The organism is Antarcticimicrobium sediminis, from assembly GCF_004348975.1.
Lineage (GTDB): Bacteria > Pseudomonadota > Alphaproteobacteria > Rhodobacterales > Rhodobacteraceae > Antarcticimicrobium > Antarcticimicrobium sediminis.
This window is the reverse complement of record NZ_SMFP01000009.1, coordinates 1-24,223: the sequence shown is the minus strand read 5'-3', so window position 1 is coordinate 24,223 and position 24,223 is coordinate 1. Positions and strand designations below refer to the sequence as shown.

General features: G+C 62.0%; 21 protein-coding genes and 1 pseudogene. 6 read left to right on the top strand and 16 right to left on the bottom strand.

Translation table 11 applies throughout. The features are described 5' to 3' along the window. Positions 1–72: 72 nt before the first annotated feature. Genes E1B25_RS13850 through E1B25_RS13830 form a run of 5 tightly spaced genes read right to left on the bottom strand, consistent with a single transcriptional unit; the run spans position 73 to position 6,420 of the window. Complete coding sequence (locus tag E1B25_RS13850) at positions 73–1,491, bottom strand: carnitine 3-dehydrogenase (RefSeq protein ID WP_132830111.1); 1,419 nt, start codon at positions 1,489–1,491, stop codon at positions 73–75. Then, complete coding sequence (locus E1B25_RS13845) at positions 1,488–2,408, bottom strand: beta-keto acid cleavage family enzyme (protein WP_132830110.1); 921 nt, start codon at positions 2,406–2,408, stop codon at positions 1,488–1,490. The genes E1B25_RS13850 and E1B25_RS13845 overlap by 4 nt, the downstream gene beginning before the upstream one ends. 19 nt (positions 2,409–2,427) lie before the next feature. Beyond that, positions 2,428–3,210 carry a carnitinyl-CoA dehydratase gene (locus E1B25_RS13840; protein WP_132830109.1) on the bottom strand — a complete coding sequence of 261 codons (783 nt, stop codon included), beginning with the start codon at positions 3,208–3,210 and terminating at the stop codon, positions 2,428–2,430. Next, a complete protein-coding gene (locus E1B25_RS13835; protein WP_132830108.1) occupies positions 3,207–5,258 on the bottom strand; it encodes an acetate--CoA ligase family protein in 2,052 nt (683 codons plus the stop codon). The genes E1B25_RS13840 and E1B25_RS13835 overlap by 4 nt, the downstream gene beginning before the upstream one ends. A gap of 1 nt (position 5,259) precedes the next feature. After that, on the bottom strand, positions 5,260–6,420 hold the full coding sequence (locus tag E1B25_RS13830) for an acyl-CoA dehydrogenase family protein (protein WP_132830107.1): 1,161 nt from the start codon (positions 6,418–6,420) through the stop codon (positions 5,260–5,262). Positions 6,421–6,495: 75 nt separating this feature from the next. Here E1B25_RS13830 and E1B25_RS13825 point away from each other — a divergent pair, with 75 nt between their 5' ends. Next, the gene (locus E1B25_RS13825) at positions 6,496–7,470 is read left to right on the top strand and encodes a GlxA family transcriptional regulator (protein ID WP_132830106.1); all 975 of its coding nucleotides are present in this window, start codon (positions 6,496–6,498) and stop codon (positions 7,468–7,470) included. A 20-nt stretch (positions 7,471–7,490) separates the two neighbouring features. On the opposite strand, the gene E1B25_RS13820 is transcribed toward E1B25_RS13825, so the two are convergent. Beyond that, positions 7,491–8,093, bottom strand: coding sequence for a class I SAM-dependent methyltransferase (locus tag E1B25_RS13820; RefSeq protein ID WP_132830105.1), 603 nt, complete (start codon positions 8,091–8,093; stop codon positions 7,491–7,493). Positions 8,094–8,483: 390 nt separating this feature from the next. On the opposite strand from E1B25_RS13820, the gene E1B25_RS13815 reads away from it, so the two are divergent. Beyond that, complete coding sequence (locus E1B25_RS13815; protein ID WP_342635598.1) at positions 8,484–8,738, top strand: hypothetical protein; 255 nt, start codon at positions 8,484–8,486, stop codon at positions 8,736–8,738. A 51-nt stretch (positions 8,739–8,789) separates the two neighbouring features. On the opposite strand, the gene E1B25_RS13810 is transcribed toward E1B25_RS13815, so the two are convergent. Next, a complete protein-coding gene (locus E1B25_RS13810; RefSeq protein WP_132830103.1) occupies positions 8,790–9,455 on the bottom strand; it encodes a L,D-transpeptidase in 666 nt (221 codons plus the stop codon). A 285-nt stretch (positions 9,456–9,740) separates the two neighbouring features. Between E1B25_RS13810 and rsgA the strand changes: the two genes are divergently transcribed. After that, positions 9,741–10,787 (top strand): ribosome small subunit-dependent GTPase A, encoded by a 1,047-nt coding sequence (rsgA, locus tag E1B25_RS13805; protein WP_132830102.1) that lies wholly within the window; start codon positions 9,741–9,743, stop codon positions 10,785–10,787. Between the two features lie 141 nt (positions 10,788–10,928). Here the strand turns inward: rsgA and E1B25_RS13800 are convergent, their stop codons facing one another. The 4 genes from E1B25_RS13800 to E1B25_RS22160 form a co-directional block, all read right to left on the bottom strand. Further along, entirely contained in the window at positions 10,929–12,062 is a 1,134-nt protein-coding gene (locus E1B25_RS13800) for a patatin-like phospholipase family protein (protein WP_132830101.1), read from the bottom strand. A 292-nt stretch (positions 12,063–12,354) separates the two neighbouring features. Beyond that, positions 12,355–12,759 carry a hypothetical protein gene (locus E1B25_RS13795; protein WP_132830100.1) on the bottom strand — a complete coding sequence of 135 codons (405 nt, stop codon included), beginning with the start codon at positions 12,757–12,759 and terminating at the stop codon, positions 12,355–12,357. A 163-nt stretch (positions 12,760–12,922) separates the two neighbouring features. Continuing rightward, positions 12,923–13,603: a response regulator gene (locus tag E1B25_RS13790; protein WP_132830099.1), complete on the bottom strand. Its 681-nt coding sequence runs from the start codon at positions 13,601–13,603 to the stop codon at positions 12,923–12,925. After that, entirely contained in the window at positions 13,600–14,484 is an 885-nt protein-coding gene (locus E1B25_RS22160; protein WP_165937620.1) for an ATP-binding protein, read from the bottom strand. The genes E1B25_RS13790 and E1B25_RS22160 overlap by 4 nt, the downstream gene beginning before the upstream one ends. 318 nt (positions 14,485–14,802) lie before the next feature. Between E1B25_RS22160 and E1B25_RS22155 the strand changes: the two genes are divergently transcribed. Then, positions 14,803–15,063 carry a hypothetical protein gene (locus tag E1B25_RS22155; protein WP_165937619.1) on the top strand — a complete coding sequence of 87 codons (261 nt, stop codon included), beginning with the start codon at positions 14,803–14,805 and terminating at the stop codon, positions 15,061–15,063. A 235-nt stretch (positions 15,064–15,298) separates the two neighbouring features. Here E1B25_RS22155 and E1B25_RS13780 read toward each other — a convergent pair whose 3' ends face one another. The 4 genes from E1B25_RS13780 to E1B25_RS13765 form a co-directional block, all read right to left on the bottom strand. Continuing rightward, positions 15,299–16,108, bottom strand: a complete 810-nt coding sequence (locus E1B25_RS13780) for a M90 family metallopeptidase (RefSeq protein WP_132830097.1) — start codon at positions 16,106–16,108, stop codon at positions 15,299–15,301. Between the two features lie 140 nt (positions 16,109–16,248). Continuing rightward, complete coding sequence (locus E1B25_RS13775) at positions 16,249–19,527, bottom strand: error-prone DNA polymerase (protein ID WP_132830096.1); 3,279 nt, start codon at positions 19,525–19,527, stop codon at positions 16,249–16,251. After that, a complete protein-coding gene (locus E1B25_RS13770) occupies positions 19,524–20,972 on the bottom strand; it encodes a Y-family DNA polymerase (protein WP_132830095.1) in 1,449 nt (482 codons plus the stop codon). The genes E1B25_RS13775 and E1B25_RS13770 overlap by 4 nt, the downstream gene beginning before the upstream one ends. Next, the gene (locus tag E1B25_RS13765; protein ID WP_245510719.1) at positions 20,947–21,480 is read right to left on the bottom strand and encodes an ImuA family protein; all 534 of its coding nucleotides are present in this window, start codon (positions 21,478–21,480) and stop codon (positions 20,947–20,949) included. Before E1B25_RS13765 ends, E1B25_RS13770 begins: the two co-directional genes overlap by 26 nt. Before the next feature lie 230 nt (positions 21,481–21,710). Between E1B25_RS13765 and E1B25_RS13760 the strand changes: the two are divergent. Continuing rightward, positions 21,711–21,980: pseudogene (locus E1B25_RS13760) on the top strand (ABC transporter permease); the annotation flags it as partial. A 7-nt stretch (positions 21,981–21,987) separates the two neighbouring features. Beyond that, on the top strand, positions 21,988–22,230 hold the full coding sequence (locus E1B25_RS22560) for a hypothetical protein (RefSeq protein WP_245510717.1): 243 nt from the start codon (positions 21,988–21,990) through the stop codon (positions 22,228–22,230). 454 nt (positions 22,231–22,684) lie between these two features. On the opposite strand, the gene E1B25_RS13750 is transcribed toward E1B25_RS22560, so the two are convergent. Further along, positions 22,685–24,223: calcium-binding protein (locus E1B25_RS13750; protein ID WP_132830094.1), on the bottom strand; the 1,539-nt coding region annotated here is incomplete at its 5' end.

Below are 24,223 nucleotides of genomic sequence, written 5' to 3'. Positions count from 1 at the left end.
CACAAAGGTGCCGGCCTAAAGTCGAAACAGCAGCCGTTCACGAAGGCCCCTTCCCGCATCGGGGATCGGAATTCAGGGACGCTCCCCCACGGCACCGCCGCAGCCTTCTGCGATACGCCCGTCATGGGCCCGGGCAAGGCGAGTCAGCGCCGCGGCCACCTCAGGCTCGGGCGGGCAACTCCGCCGGGTTGTCAGATCGGTATGAAGCAGCAGGGTCTCGATCGTAGCGACCAGCCCATCGCCGGTCATGATCCGGTGGAACAACCGCATCTTCTTTCCCTCTGCGGCGATCACCTGCGTGGTCACGCTCAACCTCTCGCCGCACTGCACCTCGTCGAGATAGCGGATGCGACTGTCCACGGTGAAAAAGCTTTTGCCCGCCGCGATATAATCGGGGCCTGCGCCGACGATACGCATCAACCCATCGGTGGCCCAGCTGCCCAGTTCCAGATAGGCGGCCTCGTTCATGTGGCCGTTGTAATCGGTCCAGGTGACCGGCACGCAACGGCTTGCTGTGACCGGCAGCCCGTCGATTTCACCGCCCTCCGGCAAGGTTGCCTCATGCGCCAGGATCACCTCTCCGGCGCCGCTGCCCTGCTGGCGCAGGCCGCGCAGGATGGCGACGAGGTTGTCGTCCCTGAGGCGTTCCAGCTCTGGCACGCTGCGCCCTGCGGCCTGCTTATCCGATTGCGCTGCGATGGTGGCGACCAAGGCATCATCGAGGTCGGGCACATCCGTAAGGCGCGACCAAGGCCACGACAACGACGGGCCGAATTGTTCCAGATAGCTGGCCATGCCGGCCTCACCCCCGGCGATGCGATAGGTCTCGAACAGACCCATCTGCGCCCATCTCAGCCCGAAGCCCATGTGGATTGCCGCATCAATCTGTCCGGTGGTCGCAATGCCATCGCGCACCATCCACAGCGCTTCGCGCCAGACCGCTTCTTGAAAGCGGTTGGCGATAAAGGCGTCGATCTCGACCTCCATCTGCAGCGGGTACATGCCAAGGGCGCGCACCACCGGTTCAGCGCGCAGGCGCAGATCAGCCGGGCCTGACAGCTCCACCAGCGGCAGCAAATAGACCGGGTTGAACGGATGCACGACCACCACCGATGCGCCCTTGGCCCCCAGATCAACCGCTTTGAATCCTGAGGTCGACGAGGCGATAAAACCGCCCTCGCGCAACGCGGGGACAATCTCGGCATAGACAGCGTGCTTGAGATCAAGCCGTTCAGAGACGCTCTCCTGCACCCAGTCGGCGCCTTCGACCGCAGCCGCGATGGTGTCGTGGAAGGTCAGCTTGCCTTTTGCCGGCAGCGCCCGGTCGTAAATCCCCGGAAGCGACCGGCTGGCATTGTCGAGAACCGAGGCGATCTTGCGGGCGGCGTCCGGGGCCGGGTCGAACACCGCCACGTCCCAGCCGTTCAGAAGAAACCGCGCCGCCCAACCGCCACCGATGACACCGCCGCCGATGATTGCAACCCGGCTCATGCCAGATCCTCCGGCACCCGTTTGACCAGTCCAAGCTCGGCGCGCACCTCGTCCGGGCCCATCAGGCCCACCCCCATGCGATCGAGAATACCGACCGCTTTTTCAACCAGTTGCGCATTGGTGGCCAGAACGCCGCGTTCGAGATAGATATTATCCTCCAACCCCACGCGCACATTGCCACCCGCCAAAGCCGCCGCCGCCACATAAGGCATTTGATCGCGCCCCAGGCTAAAGGCGGACCAGGTCCAGCCCGCAGGCACGTTCTGCACCATCGACAGAAGCGTCAGAAGGTCATTGGGCGCGCCCCATGGAATGCCCATGCAAAGCTGGACCAACGCCGGATCGGCAAGAATGCCCTCTTTCACAAGCTGCGTCGCAAACCACAGATGACCGGTATCGAAGGCCTCGATTTCAGGCTTCACCCCCAGTTCGGTCATCTGCCGCCCCATGGCACGCAGCATGTTGGTGGTGTTGGTCATCACGTAATCGCCATCGCCGAAATTCATCGATCCGCAATCAAGCGTGCACACCTCGGGCAGGCAGGCCCGGATATGGGCAAGCCGTTCGGTGGCACCGATCATGTCGGTGCCGGAGGCATCCAGATCCATCGGGGTTTCGGCATCGCCAAAGGTCAGATCCCCGCCGATCCCCGCGGTCAGGTTCAGCACCACATCGACATCCGCGTTGCGGATTCGACGGGTCAGATCGCGATAAAGCTCGACATCACGCACCGCCGCCCCGGTCTCGGGATCGCGCACATGGCAATGCACCACCGCGGCCCCGGCTTTGGCGGCGGCGATAGCCGCCTCTGCGATCTCTTGCGGCGAGCGCGGCACCAGGCGGCTTTTGTCCTGGGTTGCCCCTGCCCCGGTGATGGCGGCGGTGATGAAGACCTTGCGGCGCATCTTGAGTGGCATCTGACGTCTTTCCCTGATCTTAGCGGCCTTTCCAGACCGGATCGCGTTTCTCGGCAAAGGCGCGGGCGCCTTCCTTTTGGTCTTCGGATCGATACAGCCGTTCTACGGTTTCGAACTGGCTGGTCGTGATGCGGTTCATGGCGTCCTGAAACTTCATGTCCTCAGCCGCGCACACGATCTCTTTGATCGCGGCGAAAACCAAGGGCGGGCCTGCGGCAAGATCATCGGCCATCTTGCGGGCCTCGCTCATCAGCGCATCCGCCGGCAGAACGCGGTTGATCAACCCCCACCCCTTGGCCTCACCCACATCGAACCAGCGCCCGGTGAACAACAGCTCCATCGCGATGTGATAGGGGATGCGCTTGGGCAGTTTCAGCGTTGCAGCATCGGCCACGGTGCCAGAGCGGATTTCGGGCAAGGCAAAGGTGGCATGCTCCGCCGCAAGGATAATATCGGCCCCCAAGGCCAGCTCCAGCCCGCCGCCACAGCAAATCCCGTTCACCGCAGCGATCACCGGCTTGTTGAGCCGGGGCAGCTCTTGCAAGCCGCCAAAGCCACCGGGGCCATAATCGGAATCCGGCGCCTCGCCCTCTGCGGCCGCTTTCAGATCCCAACCCGGACAGAAAAACTTGTCGCCCGCCGCCGTAAGGATCGCCACCCGCAGGTCGGGATCGTCGCGAAACGCCAGAAACGTGTCGCCCAACTCGCGGCTGGTGGCTGCGTCGATGGCATTGGCCTTGGGCCGATCAAGCGTCACCTCCAGCACCGCGCCTCGGCGCTCCACACGGATATTCTTGGTCATGTGATGTCTCCCATCCGGATGAGGGCATCCGCAGCAACGGCACCGGAGGGCCGACACATGAGCGGATTGATTTCGAGTTCCTGAAGCCTTGTACAATGGGTTTCGGCAAATCCCTGCAAAATCATCACCGCATCAAGCACGGCCTCGATATCCGCCGCCTTGCGGCCCCTGTAGCCGCTCAGCAATGCGCCGGTGCGCAACCGGGCCAGCGCCAGACGCACCTCGTCCCGGGTGGACGGGATCAGCAAGGACACCGTATCGTTGATAAGCTCGGTCAAAATCCCACCAAGCCCCAGGGTCAGAACGAATCCATGCGCCGGATCGCGTGTGATCCCCACGAGCAGCTCGGCCACCGTGTCGGTTACCATTTCCTCGATCAGATAGCCGTCGCAGCGCATGGCAAGCGCCGCAGCCTCGACCGCGTCCGCGCTCATCAGGTCCAGCGCCACGGCCCCGGCCTCGGTCTTGTGCGCGACCCCCTCGCCCTTGAGCACCACGGGGAAGCCGATTTCGATCGCCCGCTGCCCGGCCTCTTGCGCTGAGGTGGCGCGACAGGCACGCGGCACGGCCAACCCTGCCCCGGAAAGCAACGCCTTGGCCTCGGCCTCGCCATGCAACCGCACGGCGCTGTCGGGCCCCGGCAAAAGCACTTTACGCGCAAGCGGGCCCACCTCAGCGGTCTCGCCGCCGAACACCGCGGCGGCGGCAATGGCCTGCACCGCCTCGCGTATTCCGCAAAGCGGCACGACGCCGTTGGCGATAAGCGTCTCACAGACCTCTTCGGGCAGCCCCTCAGACAGCAGCGACACCGCTGCCATCGGGCGCCCGTTTGTCGCGCGCGCCGCCGCCAGCGCATGGATAACCATGTCATAATCGGGCGCGGTAAAACGGTCAGGACGCGGCAGATCAAGCACGACACAGGTCAACGCCTGATCGCCCAGCCCCAAGGCCGTGAAACAGGCCGTCAGGGCCGCCTCGTCGCCCCAGATATAGGTGTTGTAATCGAGCGGATTGGCCAGCGCGACTTTCGGCCCAAGCACCGCACGCAGCGCCTTGGCCTGTGCGGGGGTGAGCGGCGGGAATTCAAGCCCGGCACGTTCCCCGAGATCGGCCATCAGCGAGGCCTCGCCCCCGGAGCAGGAAGCAGAGGCCACGGTTCCGCTTGGCAGCCCGCCGGTCAGGTGACAAAGCTTCAGTGTTTCCACCAGTTCGGCGGGGGTCTCGACCTGTGCGATACCAAACCGTGTCAGCAGCGCCCTTGCGCCCGCGTCACTGCCCACCAAAGACGCCGTATGGGACACCACCGCCGCCTGCGCCTGTTTCGAACTGCCGACCTTGAGCGCGACGATAGGCTTGCCCAGCGCGCGCGCATGCTCTGCCAGCGCCTCGAATGCGGCCAGATCCGTGATCCCCTCGATGTGCAGCCCAAGCGCCGTAATGCGCGTATCGTCCAACAGCGCCCGGCCAAGATCGGCCATCGAAGATTGGGCCTGATTGCCCACGGCCACGACGCAGGCCAAGGGAAGGCCGCGCTGCTGCATGGTCAGGTTGATCAACACGTTCGAGGACTGCCCGATCACCGCCACCCCGCTGTCCACGGGGGACAGCCCGTGCCGATCCGGCCAAAGCGCCGCGCCATCAAGCATATTGACGAAGCCATAGCAGTTCGGCCCCAAGATGCGCATGGGGCCCGCCGCCGCGACCAGCTGCGCCTGCAACGTGGCTGCGTCGGCAAGCTCGGCGCTGGCCTCGGCATATCCGGCAGCAAAGCAGACAGCGCCGCCACAGCCCATGTCCGCAAGCGCGTTCACCACCTCGATCGTTGCCACCCGATTGACACCGACAAAGGCCGCATCCGGCACACCGGGCAAGTCCGCGAGCGAAGGATAGGCGGGCACCCCCGCCACTTCGGTGCGGGTTGGATGCACCGGCCAGACCGGTCCGGTGAACCCGGTTTGACGGCATTGCGCGACCACCGCCGCGCACCAGGCGCCGCCGCCGATCACCACGATGGCCTGCGGAGACAGCAGCCGGGACAGCGGCTCCATCTCAGGCTCCCAACGGTCGGAAGATTTCCCGGCTGATGATATGACGCTGAATTTCCGAGGTGCCGTCCCAGATCCGCTCGACCCGCGCATCGCGCCAGAACCGCTCGATCGGGAAATCCTCCATCAGCCCCATGCCGCCATGGATTTGCAGCGTGGCGTCTGTGACCCGCGCCAACATCTCCGAGGCGTAGACCTTGGCCGAGGCAATCTCTCGGTTGGCGGGCAATCCCTGATCAAGGCGCCAGGCGGCCCCCAACGTCAGGAAATCCGCAGCGTCGATCTCGGTGATCATGTCGGCGATCTGAAAGCTCACGCCCTGAAACTTGGCAATAGGTTGCCCGAACTGGTTGCGCCCGGCGGCATAGTCCACCGCATGATCGAACACACGCCGCGCCCGACCAACCGCCATGGTGGCCACCGTGATGCGGGTGGCATAAAGCCATTCGTTCATCACATCAAAGCCACCGTCGACCACGCCCAACACCTGCGCATCCGACAGGCGGCAGTTGTCGAAATAGAGAATACAATTCTTGTACCCCCGGTGCGACACCGAGGTATAGCCCTTGGCCACCTCGAACCCCGGCGTCCCGCGATCCACCAGAAAGCAGGTGATGCGTTTCTTGGGGCCGCGCGGGGTTTCATCCACGCCCGTCGCCACGAATACGATGAAGAAATCCGCGTGATCCGCGCCAGAGATGAAATGCTTGGAGCCATTCAGCACCCAGTCCCCACCGTCCCGCACCGCCGAACATTTCATGCCCCGCACATCCGATCCCGCATCCGGTTCGGTCATCGCCAGCGCATCCATGCGTTCGCCGCGCACCGCAGGCATGAGATAGCGCTCGATCTGATCCCCTTGGCACGCCATGAGGATATTCTGCGGCCGTCCAAAGAAATGGGTCAGCGCCATGGAACCACGGCCCAACTCGCGCTCGACCAGCGCAAATTCCAGATGGCTCAATCCGGGTCCACCGACGCTTTCAGGAAAATTCGACGCATAAAAGCCAAGGTCAATGACCTTGCGCTTGATCTCCTGCGCGATTTCCTGCGGCACTTCACCGGTTTTCTCAACCAGCGCCTCATGTGGGTAAATCTCGTTTTCCACGAAGCCGCGCACCGTCGAGACGATCATCTCTTGCTCGTCAGTCAGTCCGAAATTCATCTTCATCCCCTTGAATGACTGCCGCTAAGTTGAGAGGTTTCGTTTGGACAGATCATGCAGAACAGGCCCCAAATCATGCAGAAGAGAACAAAATCTTCGACGCCCTTCGAAATCGGCGTTCTTCTTCTTCCGGCGTTCTCAAATCACTGCCTTGCCAACGTGATCGAGCCGCTGCGGGCGGTGAATTTCCTGAGCGGCGAGATCCGCTATCGCTGGCGCTATTTCGGGCTGCAAGACGGGGAGGTGCGCTCGTCGAGCGGCTTGACCGTGCGGGTGGACAGTGCGCTCGATCGGGCCGAAGGGGGGGATTACCTTTTCGTGATGCCAAGTTACGATGTCCGGACCCATGACACCTCGGTTTGTCATCGCGCCCTTCGGAGCGCGCGCAAGCGTTTTGTGCATCTGGTCGGTCTGGATACCGGCAGTTGGCTGCTGGCGGGCGCGGGGCTTTTGGACGGGCGGCGGGCAACGATCCACCGCGAAGAGCAGATCGCGCTGGCCGAACGGTTTCCCGAGGTTTCGGTGCTGCCTGACCGGGTGGTCGAGGATGGGGACATCCTGTCGTGCGGCGGTGCGCTGACCAGTTTCGAGCTGGTCTTGCGCCTGATCGAACAGCATTTCGGCGCCTTGATGCGGCTGGAGGTGGGGGCGCTGTTTCTCGACGGCAGCACCGAGGTGCCGGGGACTGGCCCCACCCCGACTGGCCCCACCCCCCTGCCCGGCCGCACCGCAGAAGCCGCCATGGCGCTGATGCTGCGACGGATCGAAGCGCCGGTCCGGATCGAAGAAATCGCGGCCGAACTTGGCATCTCGCGCAAAGCCTTGGAGCAGCGCTGCCGGGCCCGCTATGGCATCAGCCCGCGCGCGCTTTACCGGGCGGTGCGTCTGCGCGAGGTCCGCCGGCTTGTCGAGACTACGGTGCTGTCGGTGGCCGAGATCGCCGTGCGCTGCGGCTATGGCGATCCTAGCGCCATGACCCGTGCCTTCAGAATGGAATTCGGCCTACCCCCCCGGGCCCTCCGGGCGCAGCGGGATCTGTCGCAAGGCTGATCTCGCTCACCCGCCTTTCTTCATCCCACCATAAAGACATCGTAACGCGTTGTTTTCCCCAATATCTGGTGGGAACACTTGCGTATGCCTGCGATCGGATCGGCCTTCGCGGGCCATTTCAAAACCACCCGATTGCGCGCCACCTCAAGCGCCACCCGCATCAGATCAACGGCATCCTCATCCGTCCCGACAATCTCGCGGACTTGGCGCAATTCAAGCTTCACCAGCGCCGAGGTTTTGCGTTCGGGATGCATCGGATCGACTAGGATCGCCTCCGCAGACAGCTCGGGCAACAGGTCCTTGGCATCCCCTTGCAAGAGAGTCATGCGGCCGATGATCTCGCGCAGCTCGCCGCCCTCTTGTGCGGCCCGGTCCATGCCGTCTGCCAACAACGCATACATCTTTTCTGACCGCTCGATCATCGTGACCTGTACGCCCAGTGACGCCAATAAAAACGAGTCACGGCCCAAGCCCGCCGTTGCATCGATGATCGTCGGCGTCTTGCCCGCACGCAGCCCCATCGCCTTTGCCAGCGCTTGCCCGCGCCCGCCGCCAAAGCGGAGCCGGTGCGCGACCGCGCCGCTGACGAAATCGACCCGCAATTCCCCCGCATCCCGCTTCATGCTGTGTTCATCGTGCTGTCTGGCTCATGCTGCAAAATTCACAAAAATGTCGCGCCAATCTTCCAGAATTCCTTGCTCCGATAAAGGGGCGGATTACACAAGATCGGCTTTGATGCACAAATCGGAGAATGCCCCTGCGCCCCCCTTCCCCGGCCAGACCTCTCCCACGGCCTTTGTGAGGGGTATGGCAAGTGCCCAGTCGCTGTTGCGCGCGGCGCGGCGTGCCATCCGCACCCCACACGGGCCTCGCGACCGGCAAATGAGCGACAGGTCTCGCATCATAGTGTGGACCGGTTTTACATCCGAACGAGAGTACCTTAATCCTGTAGCAGAAGCTTTTGGGAGATATCGTCAATGAACGCTCGGATTTGGGTTTTGGGGTGCGCAGCCTTGTTCATTGCTGCCTGTGATGATTTCCAGGGCACGAACAGCTCTCCAGCAGATGGCATTCTCAGAGAGCTGCCAGAGGGCGTTCGGGCGATCGCGGCCCCGAACCAGAACTTGTCCGCTGTGCGCGTGGATCCGGCAGATGGGTGCTATGTCTATCGTTATGCGGGCCCGGTCGAAACAACGTACCTGCCACTGCGAACCGTCGAAGGCAGCCCGATCTGCACCCGTGCCAGCGATGCGCCGGTGGCGGAGTAATCGGCCAAGGCTTTTGCCTGTGTGCCGGCCAGCACGGCGGCGCTGGCCGTCTCAGCTTTTCGCAGAAACCATTTCTTCGGGCGGGTACAGAAACGCCGTGGCCCCGGTGTTCACGTGATCGTAAAGACCGTTTATGTGGGCCATGATCATCCGCACACAGCCAGAACTCGCCCGGCCACCAATCGACCTTGGGCTGGGCGTGCCGTGGATACGCAAGTAGGTGTCGCGATTGCCGACATAAAGATAGAAAGCGCGTGACCCAAGCGGGTTTGACGGCCCGGCGTTCATCCCGTCTTCGTGTTGCGCATATAAATGCGGGTCGCGCTTGATCATCGCGGGCGTCGGTGTCCATGTTGGCCACTTCGCCTTGCGCCGGATTGAATACGTGCCCGGTTCGTACAGATCGCCGCGCGCAATGGCGACGCCATACCGCATCGCGGTGCCATCGCTACGGATATGATAGAGATAGCGCGCTACGGCATCGACATGAATGTCCCCCGGCGTCAGGCCCGGATTGGCTTCGACGAGCCGGGGCAAGAACCTGTCCGGAACCCCCCAGGGGTTCGACGTCCCGGGATCATAATTTGCCGGTGTTATGCGCGCGTCCCATGCGCTCCACTTTGACCTGTCCGTCGTGGCGGCCGCCGCAGACGACACGGCAAGCGGCGCTGAAAACAAGGCCGCCGTCGACCCAATAAAGTGGCGTCTGGTCAACATGGATTCGCACTCCTATCCTAGTTTCGGTTAGGCAAGTCCCCGGTTGCGATTTAACGCCCGGTTCCCTGCAAGGCCAGTAACATACATGTGTATGCGCGGCGGTGTTGCAAGTTTCGCCCGGAATGCCCGTCTCGACAGCAGGGGTGTCCCAAGCGCGATCAGGTCATCAACTGCAACGGCTTAGCACCCCCTGCGGCTGGCGATCCGGTCTTTGCAACGCAGCGGGTTTTCGGGGGCGCACCTGCCGCGCGGCAATAAGGCTTGCACAAATCCGATGTTGTCGCCATGCAAGTTGGGGTGAGCCATTCAATAGATCCTGCATCCCCGTCCTTGACGACCCTCGGCTGGTCGCCGTTTTTTGCCGACCAGCTTGACCCTGACGAGGCCGGTCTGGCCGGGATGCGCATTGCAACCGTCCATCGCTCCAGACTGACGGCTGAATCCGAAACCGGCCCGGTGCGGCTGACCCTTCCGACAAGCGTCAAAACGACGGATTTTGCTGTTGGGGATTGGGTTTTGGTAGAACCCAAGACGCAGACACTGGTCCGGCGGCTCGACAGGCAGACGCTATTGCAGCGGCGCACCGAAGGCGGGCGGCCCCAGCAACTGATCGCGGCGAATGTGGATACGCTGTTTGTTGTCACCTCATGCAATGACGACTTCAACCCTGCGCGGCTTGAACGCTATCTGGCCCTTGCGAATGAGGCCGGAACGAAACCGGTGATCGTCCTGACCAAGATCGACCAGGCGGCGGATACGGCCCCCTATGTTGCGCAGGCAGCCGCGCTTCAACGCGGGTTGGACGTGGTTCAGGTCAATGCAAAGACCCCGGAGGCGGCACTGGTACTGGCGCCATGGTGCGGCCCGGGACAGACGGTTGCCCTTGTCGGATCATCCGGGGTGGGAAAATCAACGCTTTTGAATACGCTGTCGTCCAAATCGCCCGAGGACGCACAGGCGACGGGAGGCATTCGCGAGGACGATGCCAAAGGGCGCCACACGACCACGTCACGCTCGCTCCATGCGATCAAGGGCGGAGGAATGGTGATCGACACGCCGGGAATGCGCACCCTGCATGTCAGCAACATTTCGGACGGGCTCGACATGGTGTTTGCCGAGATCTCTGAACTTGCGCCCGCTTGCCGCTTCAGCGATTGCACCCATGACCACGAGCCGGGCTGTGCGGTTCAGGCCGCGATCGCAGCCGGAACGCTTGATCCGGCGCGCCTTGATCGGTGGCGCAAACTTTTGGAAGAAAACCGAACCAATACCCCGGTCGAAACAGGCCCCCGCGGCAACAAGATCCTGAAGACGCGCGGCAAACGCCGCTGATGCGACCTGTATTTGATGGTGAACGGACCTGAGCACACTTGGGGTCGTGTGCGGCTATCGTGGGGCCGGTGCAAGCCTCAGATGGCACGCGCGCTCGCTGCCGCACGCAAGTTGAGAGGTCACCGCGATGGGTTTTACAAATCAGCGATTTTGCGTCCAAAGTGTACCATCAACCGCGCGCCGGTACCCGTGTCGATAAAGCGCGTTCATATAGACAGACGAAAAACGTTTCGATGGATCATAGACGATACCGGAATTCGGATTGATCGACGTGACTGAACACTGCAACCCATTTTCGCGCGCGAACAGTTGTGTCGCGTTCACGGCAAGCAGGGCGTTTGCCCGCCCCGTTGTCGTGAGGGCTTGCTGCGAAATACTCAGGGCGGATCGTGCTACGGTCACAGGGGCGGGGTTGAGCGTGTTGTTGATCAGCAGAAAAATGCGCCCCCCCTCCAGCTTTTCATTGGGGGTCGTGAAGGCAAAACTCGGAACGGCGAGAAACTGCATATGAACGCCACCGTCGATGTGCGTTTCGGTATAGGTCTGCCCGTTCGAGACATACCTCAGATTGACCGGCGGAAAGAGCCCGGGGAGCGCGGCAGACGCGCGCAGGATGCTGCGAAACAGATCGTAATATCCAGCTTCGGCAATGGCCCCCATATCCCAGACCGAGGCCCGCGCGGACTCAAGCTCTGACGTCACGATAAAGAGGCTGTTGCCCGCTGCGTGCCGATCCGCAATGGCCCGCAAGAACGAGGGCGGCGTATAGTCCAGGATCAGTTCGACAAGAGGCGTTGTGTCGTAAAGCGCGTCACTGAAAACCGCCTGCAAAGGCCGCATGCGCATAATATCACTTGCATCATGTTCCGTGAAAATCCGTCGGAGATCATCGTCATGATCCGGCCCCAGAAATGCGAACGGGGCGATCAGCGCCCCGGTGGAGACCCCCGTCACCAAGTCGAAATCGGGTCTGTCACCGCGCACGGACCAGCCGACAAGCGCCCCGGCGCCAAAGGCCCCATCCTCGCCGCCGCCGGACAGCGCGAGCACGTTGGGTCCGCCAGAGGATTGGGGTCTGCCCAGATGTTGCTGCCATTTTTCTGACGGATCATCGGCAAACAGGCGAAACCGCGACAGCGGATCTGTCTTCGGGGTTGCGCTCAGCAGGGAGGACGATGGAGCGCCGCCAGTGCAGGCCATAAGCGTACTTGCCCCGAGGCCCAGCAGAAAGTGTCGCCGCCCAAGACTGCCAGAGGTTTTATCTCGTTCGGTCATTGTGGTTTTCCGATCCAAGCCGGGCAATTGGATTTGCCCGGCGGTATCTTTTGCCTGCGGATTGCATCAGGCCTGAAATGGCGCGTCCGGTGTGTCCCCTTCGACAATACCGAGAGGCATTTCCGGACGCGCTTTCACCGGGCTGTGGTGGGTCACCGTGTCCATCAAAGAAGGCGGGTCTCGGCCAGCGAAAAGACGATGGTCGAGGCAAACAGATCCACGGGCGACTCTATGAGGGGACCCACGAGCTTGCCTTTCGAGGTGTTTGCAAACCTCTAACCGGGGACGCGGATTAGCCCTTTTTCGGCCCGTCTGCGGGAACGCAGGCCAAAGGCACATCAGACTTGGGGGACATGCATTTGCCTTGCACCGCACCGCCGTCGCGATCTTTGAACGAACAGGCCGATTGCGACTTTGCAGACTTGCACGCGTCAAGGGCTTCGCGTGGCGGGCGATTGCCGCGCGCCCCCTGTTCGGACGGGGCGGATTGGGCAAGCATGATGCCTTGATCCACCGCAGAATCCCCCTCGGCGCGGACGCCCGAAATGTTGAGAACGCCTATGAAAATTGCCCCCAAGGTCAGCACAAGAAGGGCATTTTTATTGCCCTTGATGCGGGGGGCCGTCGATCTGTAGATGGGAATTTTGCGGTTGGCAGCAGACTGCGCACGGATCGATCTGAACTTCTCAATAAACATCATCGTCTCCTGTATTGGCGTTGATTCGCCATTCACAAGACGATTTTCCACGTTCTTTGAGGAGTGCGTTTGCAGCAATTATGCAGCGAGAATGCAGGCGGCGGAAAAACCCCCGCTGTCCCATTTTTAGCTCAATACCCAGACGGGAAAAGTATGTGACCGCTTAGCCGTCATAGGCATACCCCACGCCATAAACGGAGCGGATCGGGTCCCACGTGCTGACCAATGCAATTTTTCGACGCATGTTGCGGATGTGGCTATCGACCGTTCGATCGAACACCTCGGTGTCATCGGGAAAGGCCAGCGACAGCAGTTGATCGCGCGAAAACACGCGGCCCGGACGCGCGACAAGCGATTGCAGCAACGCGAATTCCCGCCGCGTCAGGTCAAGCTGGGCACCATCGATTGTCGCCTGCCATTTGTCGGGATCGATTTTCAACCGGGCGTCGGTCTTGGACAGATCGGCTTGCCCCCCAGCGGGCCGTCGTCGCAATACCGCTCTTATCCGGGCAACCAGCTCGCGCGGGGAATAGGGTTTGCACATGTAGTCGTCCGCGCCCAGTTCAAGCCCGAGCAAGCGGTCGATCTCTTCTACCTTGGCGGTTGTCATGATGATCGGCACGTCTGATATCCGGCGCAGCTCGCGGCAAATCGTCAAACCGTCCACCCCAGGCAGCATCAGGTCGAGGATTACCAAGTCATAGTGTTGCGCATGCGCCATCTCGACGGCACCTGTGCCTTCGGCAAGCATGTCGACCCCCATGCCCGCCGCGATCAGGTAGTCGCGCACGACTTCGGCAAGCGTGATTTCATCTTCCACAATCAATATGCGCGCCGCAGTCATGCAACCCCCTTCGGCAGGCGTATGGCAATTTGCAACCCGCCCATATCAGATCGTCCGGCAGAGATGGTACCGCCATGCGCCTCGATTATGGTCTTGCAGACCGAAAGCCCCAATCCGGACCCGCCATATGCCCGCGATCTTGAGCCTTCGACGCGGTAAAAGCGGTCAAACAACCGCGGCAGATCGGCGTCAGGCGGTGTGGGCGGGGTATCATCGACGGTGAGGCGTGCGAACCCCTTATCCAGATGCAGGCTCAGACGCACCCGGCCCGGCGCATCCGTATATCTGCACGCATTCTCAAGCAGGTTATCAATGACCTGTCCGATCTGCCCCCGGTCGCAGGCAACCCGCATCTGTGGCGGCAGATCAAGCTCCAGATCAATTCCTTTTGCCGCCAACTTCGATCGCGCCGTCTCGGCGGACTGTCGGGCAATCTGCGACAGGTTTTCCAAAGAACGCTCCGGCGCCAACTCGGCCTCGCGTGCATAAGACAGGGTTTTGAGATCCTGCACGAGGCGCGACAGCCGCATGAGGGCCGCATGCATTTCGGTCAGTGTCTTGTCATCCGGCTGGCGGATTCCGTCCTGAAGCGCTTCGATCTGGGCACGCAGCACCGCGAGGGGTGTCTGCAACTCATGGCTGGTGTTTGAAACCCATTCCCGCTCGGCCTTGGCCGTCTGTTCCAGCGTCGCGGCCAAGGTGTTGTAGTGGCCGATCAACTGCCCCAATTCGTCGGTGCGGTCCTGCTTGATCCTTGATGCGTAATTGCCCGACGCGAGGGTTTTGGCGCCGGTCTCCAACCGCCGGATCGGCACCAGCAACTGGCGCGCAACCCCGTAAGCCGCTACCGCAGAAATGCCGATAGCAATCAAGGCGGACAAGAAAAGAGAGAGATACTGACCGCGCAGGAAAAAGGTGCTGCTTGCATTTTCCGAATTTATGGGCGCGTACAATCCGATGTATCCCAGCAGCCCCGCGCCGGTACACCCTTTGTCTGCGCAGATGGGACGGCTTTCAAACCGTGCAGACCGTTCAACCGGCCCCGCAATCTGGACGCCAGTCGCGTCAAGCAAAACGAGCCGATCTTCAAGCCGCATGTGGCCGCCGCGGGGGCCCGGCGGGGGCCGCCGCCCCAACATCGGTCCGGGAGGTGGACCGAGGGGCAAGCCAAAATCCAAATTGGCGGGCGTAACATGTGCATGCACAAAATCACTCCACCGCCTTGGATCGCCGACAAAATCGGGCCAGCCGCCGTCTTTCTCGGCAACCAAGGCGGCCGCCAAATCATCGAACCGCGCCAGTTCCCCTTTGAGCAGATACTGCGAGAACCCCTCGCGCATCGAAAACGCGACCATCAACGCCATCACCATGACGACCAGAACAGCGGTCGCCCCGATGGCCGCGAATATCTTGGCGAACAAGGACTTACGAATAAGGTTCATATCAATATTATGACATGAAATTATGCAGATAGAATGCAGAGATTTCGTGATCGCGGCAAGCGGTCCTGCGGCGCCCCATACAGGCTGGCTTGGTCGCTCGAGCAACGATAGATTGTTCCACGATCAAACACTGACCTATCGCAAAATCGGCTTTGTCTCGCACATGGGTCAACGGGGTCAGTTTATGCTGCAATTTGTATGAACGCCAGGAGTGTGCCGGGTGTTCGCCCCCCCACCGTTCAACTTGGAAAATCTACGCCCAACTTGACGGATCAAGCCGGAACAGGCTTACCAACTGCTGGTAAACCGCGGCCTCTTCGTGCTTGAGGAATGCCGGTCGTTCGAAAAACACCTCGACCGCGACCGCAAAGAACTCTTCAGGTCCAACCGTGCCGTAAGCGTCAAATGCTGTCTTGTGTCCGTTATCGACATTTCGAACGTGTCTTTTGAACGCACTGACAAAGACACGCTCCCAAGCTGCAAAACTTTGATCCATGTTCAGGACCGGAACCCCGTCTGTATGGCCTGACAAGTCGTCGATTTGATGCGCGAATTCATGGAAGACGACGTTGTGACCGTCTTTGGGGTCGCTGGCGCCGTGTTCCGCATCCGCCCAGGACAGAACCACAGGGCCGCGCGGCCAGCTTTCGCCCACGCGCACCGTTTCGCCCTCGGTCACGACATAGCCGTTGTGTCTTTTTGTTTTCGATTTGAAGGCGCTTGGATAGACTAGAATGGTGTGAAGGTTCTCGTACCAGGTGTCGGTATTCGCGACGAGAAGGCAGGCTTGCGCCGCAATCGACAGCCGCATCTCTTCAGTCACCTCCAGCCCGTTGCACCCGACGAATTCGATCTGGTCCAGAAAGACGTTGATCTTGCCTTCGAGCTTCTCGCGCAAGTCGGTCGGAAGTTTTCGCAGCAGAGGAACCGATGTTTCGACGATGCCTCGTTGATCGGCAGACAGCGCCGAGGCCAAAAGCCGCGCGCGGGCCCGTCGTCTCGACCAGAAACGAAAACCAAGAGCACCCGCGCCGAGAAGCAAAAGGACGATGAAGATCAGCATGGGCTCTTGGTACGATGACCTCACATCTTGGGGAAGCACAATAGCGTTCGGGGCGTGGCAAAAAGTGGTGAGGGCGCCCCGCCCTGAATCCGACAAGAAGCGCGGTTCACCTATCGCCCACCAAGGCGCCCAAACGCGCGTCAGTGGAAATCGCGGCTCGGGAACAATCGCTTGGCCTGATCTCGCGGGTGCATGGCGCGGGGTTGTGGCCGTGATCTGGGGGCGTCGTCGGCTTGCGGGACCGTGAGGCCCACGGCGTCATCCATCGGGTGGCCGAGATCGCTAAGGGCGTGCGACACGTCCTCGACGCTCTGCGCGATGATATGTACGATAATGCCTTCGCGTTGTACTGTGCCGGTGACGCGCAACAACCGCCCGCCCATGACCGCGCGGCGGAATTTTTTGTAAATCTTGGGCCAGACCACCACGTTCGAGACGCCGGTTTCATCCTCAAGCGTCAGGAAGACCACGCCCGAGGCCGTGCCGGGACGTTGGCGGGTGATGACCAGGCCGCAGACCGAAATCCGCGCCCCAGAACCCTGCCCCCCTGCCCCCCGCCCCAAAGACACGTCAGGCAGCGCGGCGTGAGGCGTCAGCCCGGCCATCTGGGGGCGCAAAAGCTCCATCGGGTGCGCTTTGAGCGAGAGCCGCATGGCGACGTAATCCTCGACCACCTCTTCGCCCAGATGCATCGCGGGAAGATCGACGGCAGGTTCCCGGATGCCCTCGCCCTCGATCGGATCATTGAACAACGGCAAGGGCGCGTTGCCCTTGATCGCCTTGACCGCCCAAAGCGCATCCCGGCGCCCCAGCCCCAGACCGGTATAGGCGTCGGCTTCGGCCAAACGCTCCAACACGGCGGGGCCAATCCCCGCACGCAGCCACAGCGCCTCGGGGTCGGGATAGCCATTGCCCCGCGCCGCCACGATCCATGCAGCATCTTCCTCGCGAAAGCCTTTGATCTGGCGAAATCCAAGACGCAGGGCCAAACGGCCATCCGAGCGGCGCACCAATGTGTTGTCCCATTCACTGGCATTCACGCAGATCGGGCGCACCTCGATCTGATGTTCGCGGGCGTCGCGGACAATCTGGGCGGGGGCGTAAAACCCCATCGGCTGCGCGTTCAGCAACGCACAGGCAAAGGCGGCGGGATGGTGACGTTTCAGCCATGCCGAGACATAGGCAAGCATGGCAAAGGCGGCGGCATGGCTTTCGGGAAACCCGTATTCGCCAAAGCCCTCGATCTGGGAAAAGCAGCTCTCGGAAAAGGCGCGGTCATAGCCGCGCTCCACCATGCCGCTGATGAATTTGTCGCGCAACTGGCCGATCGTGCCCATCCGCCGAAACGTCGCCATCGACCGGCGCAGCCTGTCTGCCTCGGAGGGTGAAAACCCCGCAGCGACCACTGCGATCTGCATGGCCTGCTCTTGAAAAAGCGGCACACCAAGGGTTTTGCCAAGCACCTTTTCAAGCGCCGCAGAGGGGAACGACACCGCCTCCTTGCCCTGCCTGCGATTGATATAGGGATGCACCATGCCGCCTTGGATCGGTCCGGGGCGCACGATGGCCACCTCGATCACCAGGTCGTAGAACGTGCGGGGTTTCATCCGTGGCAGAAAGTTCATCTGTGCGCGGCTCTCGACCTGAAACACCCCGATGGCATCGGCGACACAGAGCATATCAAAGGTTGGCGTATCCGCTTGCGGCACGGTCGCGATGCTGTAGCGCGGGCCGCCGTGTTGCGCGATCAGATCAAAGCTTTTGCGGATGCAGGTCAACATGCCGAGGGACAGAATGTCGACCTTGAGAATGCCGAGCGCGTCGATGTCGTCCTTGTCCCACTCGATGATGGTGCGATCCTCCATGGCGGCATTCTCGATCGGGCACAGATCATCCAATCGATCCTTGGTGATGATAAAACCGCCGACATGTTGGCTCAGATGACGGGGAAAGCCGATGATCTCGCCGATCAACTTGATGGTCAGCGCCAGACGCGGATCAGACATATCAAGGCCAAGCTCTTTGACTCGCTCAGGGTCCGCGCCGCCATTGCCCGAGCCCCAAATCTGCCCTGACAGATTGGCGGTGACGTCCTGCGACAGCCCCATGACCTTGCCCACCTCGCTGATCGCGGCGCGCGTGCGAAAATGGATCACCGTGGCACAAAGCCCAGCCCGGTGACGGCCATATTTGGCGTAGATATGCTGAATGACCTCTTCGCGGCGCTCATGCTCAAAGTCGACGTCGATATCGGGCGGCTCGCCGCGATGCTCGGACACGAACCGCTCCACCACCATGGTGATGGTCTCCGGGCTGACATCGGTGATGCCAAGGAGATAGCACAGGATCGAATTGGCGGCAGACCCGCGCCCCTGGCACAAGATCCCCTGCCCGCGGGCGAATTGCACGATGTCATGCACCGTGAGGAAATAGGCGGGAAAGTTGAGCAATTTGACCAAGGCCAGTTCCTTGGTCATCTGCGCGATAGCGCTATCGGGTGCCCCGTTTGGATAGCGGGTTGCAAGGCCCGCGCGGGCCAGTCGCGCCAGACGGTCTTGCGGCGGCTCATCCCCCGCGATCTCGTCGGGGTATTCAAAGCTTAACTCACTTAGGCAAAAGCTTGATCTGGCCGCGATCTCAACCGTGCGGCGCAGGGCGGCGGGATGACGGGAAAACAGCCGCTGCATGTCGGCCTCGCCTTTCAGGCGGCGCTCGGCGTTGGGCAGCGCGCGTGTGCCGATGTCGTCGATGGTGATGTGGTTGCGCATACAGGTCAGCACATCCGCCAATTGGCGACGCGCGGCGTGATGCATAAGGACGTCCCCCACGGCCACCATCGGGGCCGCGGTGCGCTGCGCAAGGCTGGCGCAGGCGTCAAAGTAGTGCTGATCGCTGCCGTCATAGCGCGGGGCCGCGCCCAAGAAGACATGCGCGGGAAAGCATTTCTTGAGCGCGAGGATATCCGCCTTGCTGCCGTGCACTGTCGTTTGCGGCAGGGCGATCAGGGTCATGCCTGCGCAGCCCTGCTGAAGATCGTGCAGGTCCAGATAACACGCGCCCTTGGGCGCGCGCCGTTTGCCAAGGGTCAAAAGCCGGGTCAGCCGGGCATAGCCCGCGCGGTCTTGCGGCAGGGCGATCCAATGGGTGTCGCTGTCGCGCAGGATAAGCCGCGCGCCTACGATCAGCTTGGGCAGCGGCACGGTCTCCCCCAACTCGCGTCGCAATTCCTTGAGCGCCGAATAGGCCCGCACCACCCCCGCGAGCGAATTGTGGTCGGTAAGCGCCACCCCCGCCAACCCAAGGGCCGCCGCCCGTGTGATCAATTCCTCGGGGTGCGACGCGCCGCGCAGAAAGGTGAAGTTCGACGTGACGCAAAGTTCGGCATAGCCCGGATCAAGCGAGGGATTGCGCGTGGTCATGCGAACTCTCCCTGCACAAACCAACCGGGATTTTGTGGCGTGTAAAACACCCACAAACGCCGCCCCTGCGCGGTGTCCAGCTTCCAATAATCGCGCAGGCCAGAGCGCCAATTGTCGTCGGGCAACCACCATTCGGGCGCGATGCGTTCCGGCCCCGTGGACCGCCGCGTGGTCAAAGCCATGCGCCGCCATCGAAAGTGGCGTGGCGGGCGCGGGCCTGTCGCGGTGATGGCTTCGGGGGCAAACAGACGCAAAGGGCGCGGGCGCAATGTCACCCACGGCCCCTGCGCGGTGCTATAGGCGGCCGGGGCAATCTGAAAGCTGCGCTCGGGGATGTGGCTGTCGGCAGGCAGAAACCGTTGGATGTTCTCCAACCCGATACGGTTGCCCAGACGCGTGATGAGATCCTCCAACCCGTCGCTCCGCGAGGGTGTGGCGGAGGTGATTTGTGTCTGCAGCAAGCGCTCGACTTGCGTGGCCTCAAGGCGCAGGTGATCAATACCAAAGCCGGCATCGACGGCACCGACACCGCGCTCAAACAGCGGCAAAATTCGCGTGGCGTCGCGCATCGGGGCGGCAAGGCGCAGCTCGATTTGCTGGGTGCCTTGGTCCACCAGGCGCAGGCTCAACTGCAGACGCCGCGCGCCCATGTCCTGATCTTTGAGTTTGGCACAGAGCCGCTCCAACAGCCGCGCGGTGCCCGCCATCACATCGCCGCTCAGACCAATCGGTTCGGGCAGCGTCATGCGCACCCCGTAGTGCGGCGGCTCCGTGAGCGGAGAAATCACCTCATCCCGCGCGCCCATGGCCTGATCAAGGCGCAGCGTAACATCGGGGCCAAAGCGGCGGGCGATCGTGGCGCGGGGCAAGGCCATGAGATCCCCAATGGTGCGCAGACCGAGCCGTTGAAGCGCGGTGTCGGATTTGGCATCCAGCCGCAAGGCCGCAACCGGCAAGGATGTCAGACCTTCGCTGGCGCGGGTGGTCGCACCGTAGTGGGTCAAGGCCCAAGCCGCGCCACGTGTCTCCGCCGCCGCGATCTGAACGCTCAACCCGGCGCGCTCAAGACGGTGACGCATATCGTCAAGCATCGCCGCCTCGCCATTGAACAGATGCTCCGCCCCCGCGATGTTGAGCATCAGCCCGTCAGTGCCATCCAACCCCACCCAGGGACAGTAGCGCTTGCTCCACCGTGCGAGCATCTGCAAAAACCGCGCATCTGCCTGCGGGGTGGCGGGGCGGCTTTGCATGTCGGGGCAATAGGCCCGCGCATCAGAAACCCCCATACCGCGATGCAGGCCCCGGGCCTCGGCGGCGCGGTTCAGGCAATAGATGCGATCGGTGTTCTTTTCGTGATGCGTGAGAACAAAGGGGCGGCTGTCGCCTGCGGCCCCGATCGCACAGGCGCGCAGAACCCTGTCACTGGGCAACCGAGGAAACCACATTGATACGACGCGTTTGCGCATCCCACTTCACAGTCCACGCTGTTAATGTTCCTGATTTGTTCTTTATAATTTCCCACCGCTGCAGAGTCGAGTCCGGCGCATGGGGATCGGCATCAAAAACGGGGGTGCAGCGCCAACGGGTCTGCGCGGCATTGCTGCCCATGCCTTCGGGGATGAGACACACCCCGGTGGACTTGCCCTGTTGCGCGGCCAGTTGCAGACGCCGCCCTTCCGTAAGGCCAATCGGCTGCGTGAGCTCCAGCACGACCAAGGTGACGCTGCCTGAACGCAAAGCCTCTTCGGCGGCGGCAAGGACATCGATGTGACTGGGCGCAAGCGCCACGAGGACATTTTGCGGGTCCATATAGGAGGCAAAGCCCATGGGGTTGATCTGGTCCCCAAGCCATGCCTCACGCACCCAAAGCACCGCCCCCCCCAAGCGCGCCCCAAGCGCAAAGGCAAACGCCGATGCCGACGGCCCGCACACCTCATGGGTGCGGGTGGTCATGGGGGGGAAGTGGGTGTGGAGGTCAAGCATGGCGCAGATCATACACCATGCGATGCGGGATGCACGTTCTGGACTGTTGCCTGACGCTGACCGACCCGAACCGCACCGAATTGATGGCGCGCTTTAAATCCGCCTGATCGGTCTTTGAAAGGAAACGGACGATGGCCATGACCCAATCCCGGGCGCGGGCTCTGTTGCTGACACTGGCGGGGCTTTGGTATGCGGCCCTGTTGCTGCTGCCGCAGGCCGTCGTCCTGACCGGGTCCATGCTGGTGTTCATCCTGCTGATGGGCGAGTTTCTGATCCCCGGGATCCTTGGCGGCGGCAAGGTGTTCTTTGTCGGCAACGCGCTGGTCGATCTGTTCCTGCAATCGCGCAACTGGGCCTTCGGGTCCGCAGTGGCGGTGGCGCTGGTGGTCATCATGCTGATCATTGCGGCGTTCTATACCAAGGCGATGAATCGCTTTTCTGCCAGCCGCGACGATGTCGCCTTGATGTGAGATGCCTATGAAACTTTATGCCCTGGCGGTCTACGCCTTTCTCTACCTGCCAATCGGCATCATCGCACTGTTCTTCCTTCTCGGCCGACCGCTCGGCCTCGTCGATGCAGGGGTTCTCGCTGCACTGGTAGCCTCAACATGGCACGCTCTGCGCACCCGGTTAGAAAGTTCCACAGAATACATCTCCCGGCCCTCAGCTTCCGCCTCGGGCATCAGAATGGCGGACTTTTACTCCGCGACGGTCAGATAATTCGACCGTTTCCATGGCCCAGTTTGCCTCCGGGATTCACATCCCCTGGCCTCGGAACTTTCAGCCCCCGGCGCTCACCAAGCACCGCCATCCCCGAAGAGATACGGCAACTTCTTGATCGCCGCAGACAAGGGCGCCAAGGGTTTTTCGACGCGACGGTAACTGTGGCTCTGGAGACATTTTGCTCTTGCTCGCGCATGGACACCGGAGAAGGAGGTGTGAGAAACCGACGACCCCATGGGAAAAAAGAACAAACGATTCGGATCAGCAAAACCAGATAGCAGCTGCGAGCACTTGAGCGCGAGACCCAGATTTGGACCCGCTTCGCTGATCACCATCCCGGCCAGCGCCCTCTGGAAAGCGCAGCATGAATAGGCCTGAAAGAAGACCGCGCTCGCTCAGCAAGCCCAGAAGTCAGAGGCCCTTGCACAGTGAACGGCCACTACAGAAGTTGCTACACGAACAGGAAGTGGTCTGCGTCCCGCAACACATCAATGGTTGTATTCAGAACAGTGATTTCTGTTTCTGCAAAGTGCAGAACGACATCGTCCCCGACCTGTGCGAATTCAATCTGACCGAGGCGCCCTGCGCCGTTGACGATTTCAATCACGTCCTCTCCCTTGCCGAAATCCGTGATGACATCTGCCCCCGAGGTCCGCGCAAAGATAAAGACATCAGCTCCCTTGCCACCCGTCAGGGTATCATCGCCCTTGCCGCCTTTCAGGCGATCATCTCCCAGCCCTCCGAAAAGCCTGTCATCGTTCTTTCTACCGAACAGCGCGTCGTTGTCCGCCCCGCCGCGCAGAATGTCATCCCCCTTGCCGGCAAAGATTTGGTCATTGCCCTGCACGCCGACAAGCCGGTCGTCACCTCTCCAGCCGTGCAGCGTGTCATCGCCCGTGCCGCCGAAGAGAATGTCGTCGTTGAAGCCGCCGATCAGGACGTCATCCCCTTCCAGACCAAAGATCTGATCCGCGCCACCGCGCCCCCGTAGATAGTCATCCCCGCTGGTCCCCGACAGTATCTTGTCGGCCCAGATCACCGCATCGGTCGTTGCGCTGATTACGGACTCTGCCGTGCCTTGCGCATCGGTATAGCTGGCGGTGACGGAAAGCGCCGCGCCGACATCGGCCTGGGTCAGCGTATAGCTGGCCGCCGTTGCGCCGGTGATCGCGGAACCGTCGCGCAGCCATTGGTAGGCGACGAGGCCGAGCCCATCCTCATCGGCCAGGGTGTTGCCAGCGGTGAGGGTCTCATCCTCGACCGGTGTGCCAGTGATGGTCAGATCACCGGTGGGGGCATCATTGAGGTTGGTGACGGCGGCGGTGGCAGCACTTGTGATTGTTTCCAGCGCGCCAAGTTCGTTGGTATAGTGAGCGACTAGAGTGATTGCAGTGCCAACATCTGCCTGGACCAAGGTATAGGTGCTGGCGGTAGCGTCAGTAATGGTAGTGCCGTTGCGCATCCACTGATAGGAAATCGGCCCGAAACCGCCGTCATCTGAAAGCGTCGGAACAGCGGTGAGGATCTGATCTTCGGTCGGTGTGCCGATGATGCTCAACGTCCCGGGCGCCGCGCCGTCCACCCGCAGGGCGAACTCCGACGACAGCCCCGAGAGGCTCCCGGCCGCATCGCGCGCCTGCGCCGTCACCGCATAGCTGCCGTCCGACAAGGCCGTGCCGCTGTGATCCAGGTTCCAGTCGCCCGCGCCATCCACCGTCACCGTGCCAATCGACGCCGCGTCGAGGAACACCTCGACCTGCGCCCCGGCCTCGCCCGTGCCGCGGATCACCAGCGTGGCGTCCGAGGTCACCCCGTCGCCCGCCGTCCCGGTATCATCGCTAATGCCGGTGACCACGGGCACCCCGGGGACCGCGCCGTCCACCCGCAGGGCGAACTCCGACGACAGCCCCGAGAGGCTCCCGGCCGCATCGCGCGCCTGCGCCGTCACCGCATAGCTGCCGTCCGACAAGGCCGTGCCGCTGTGATCCAG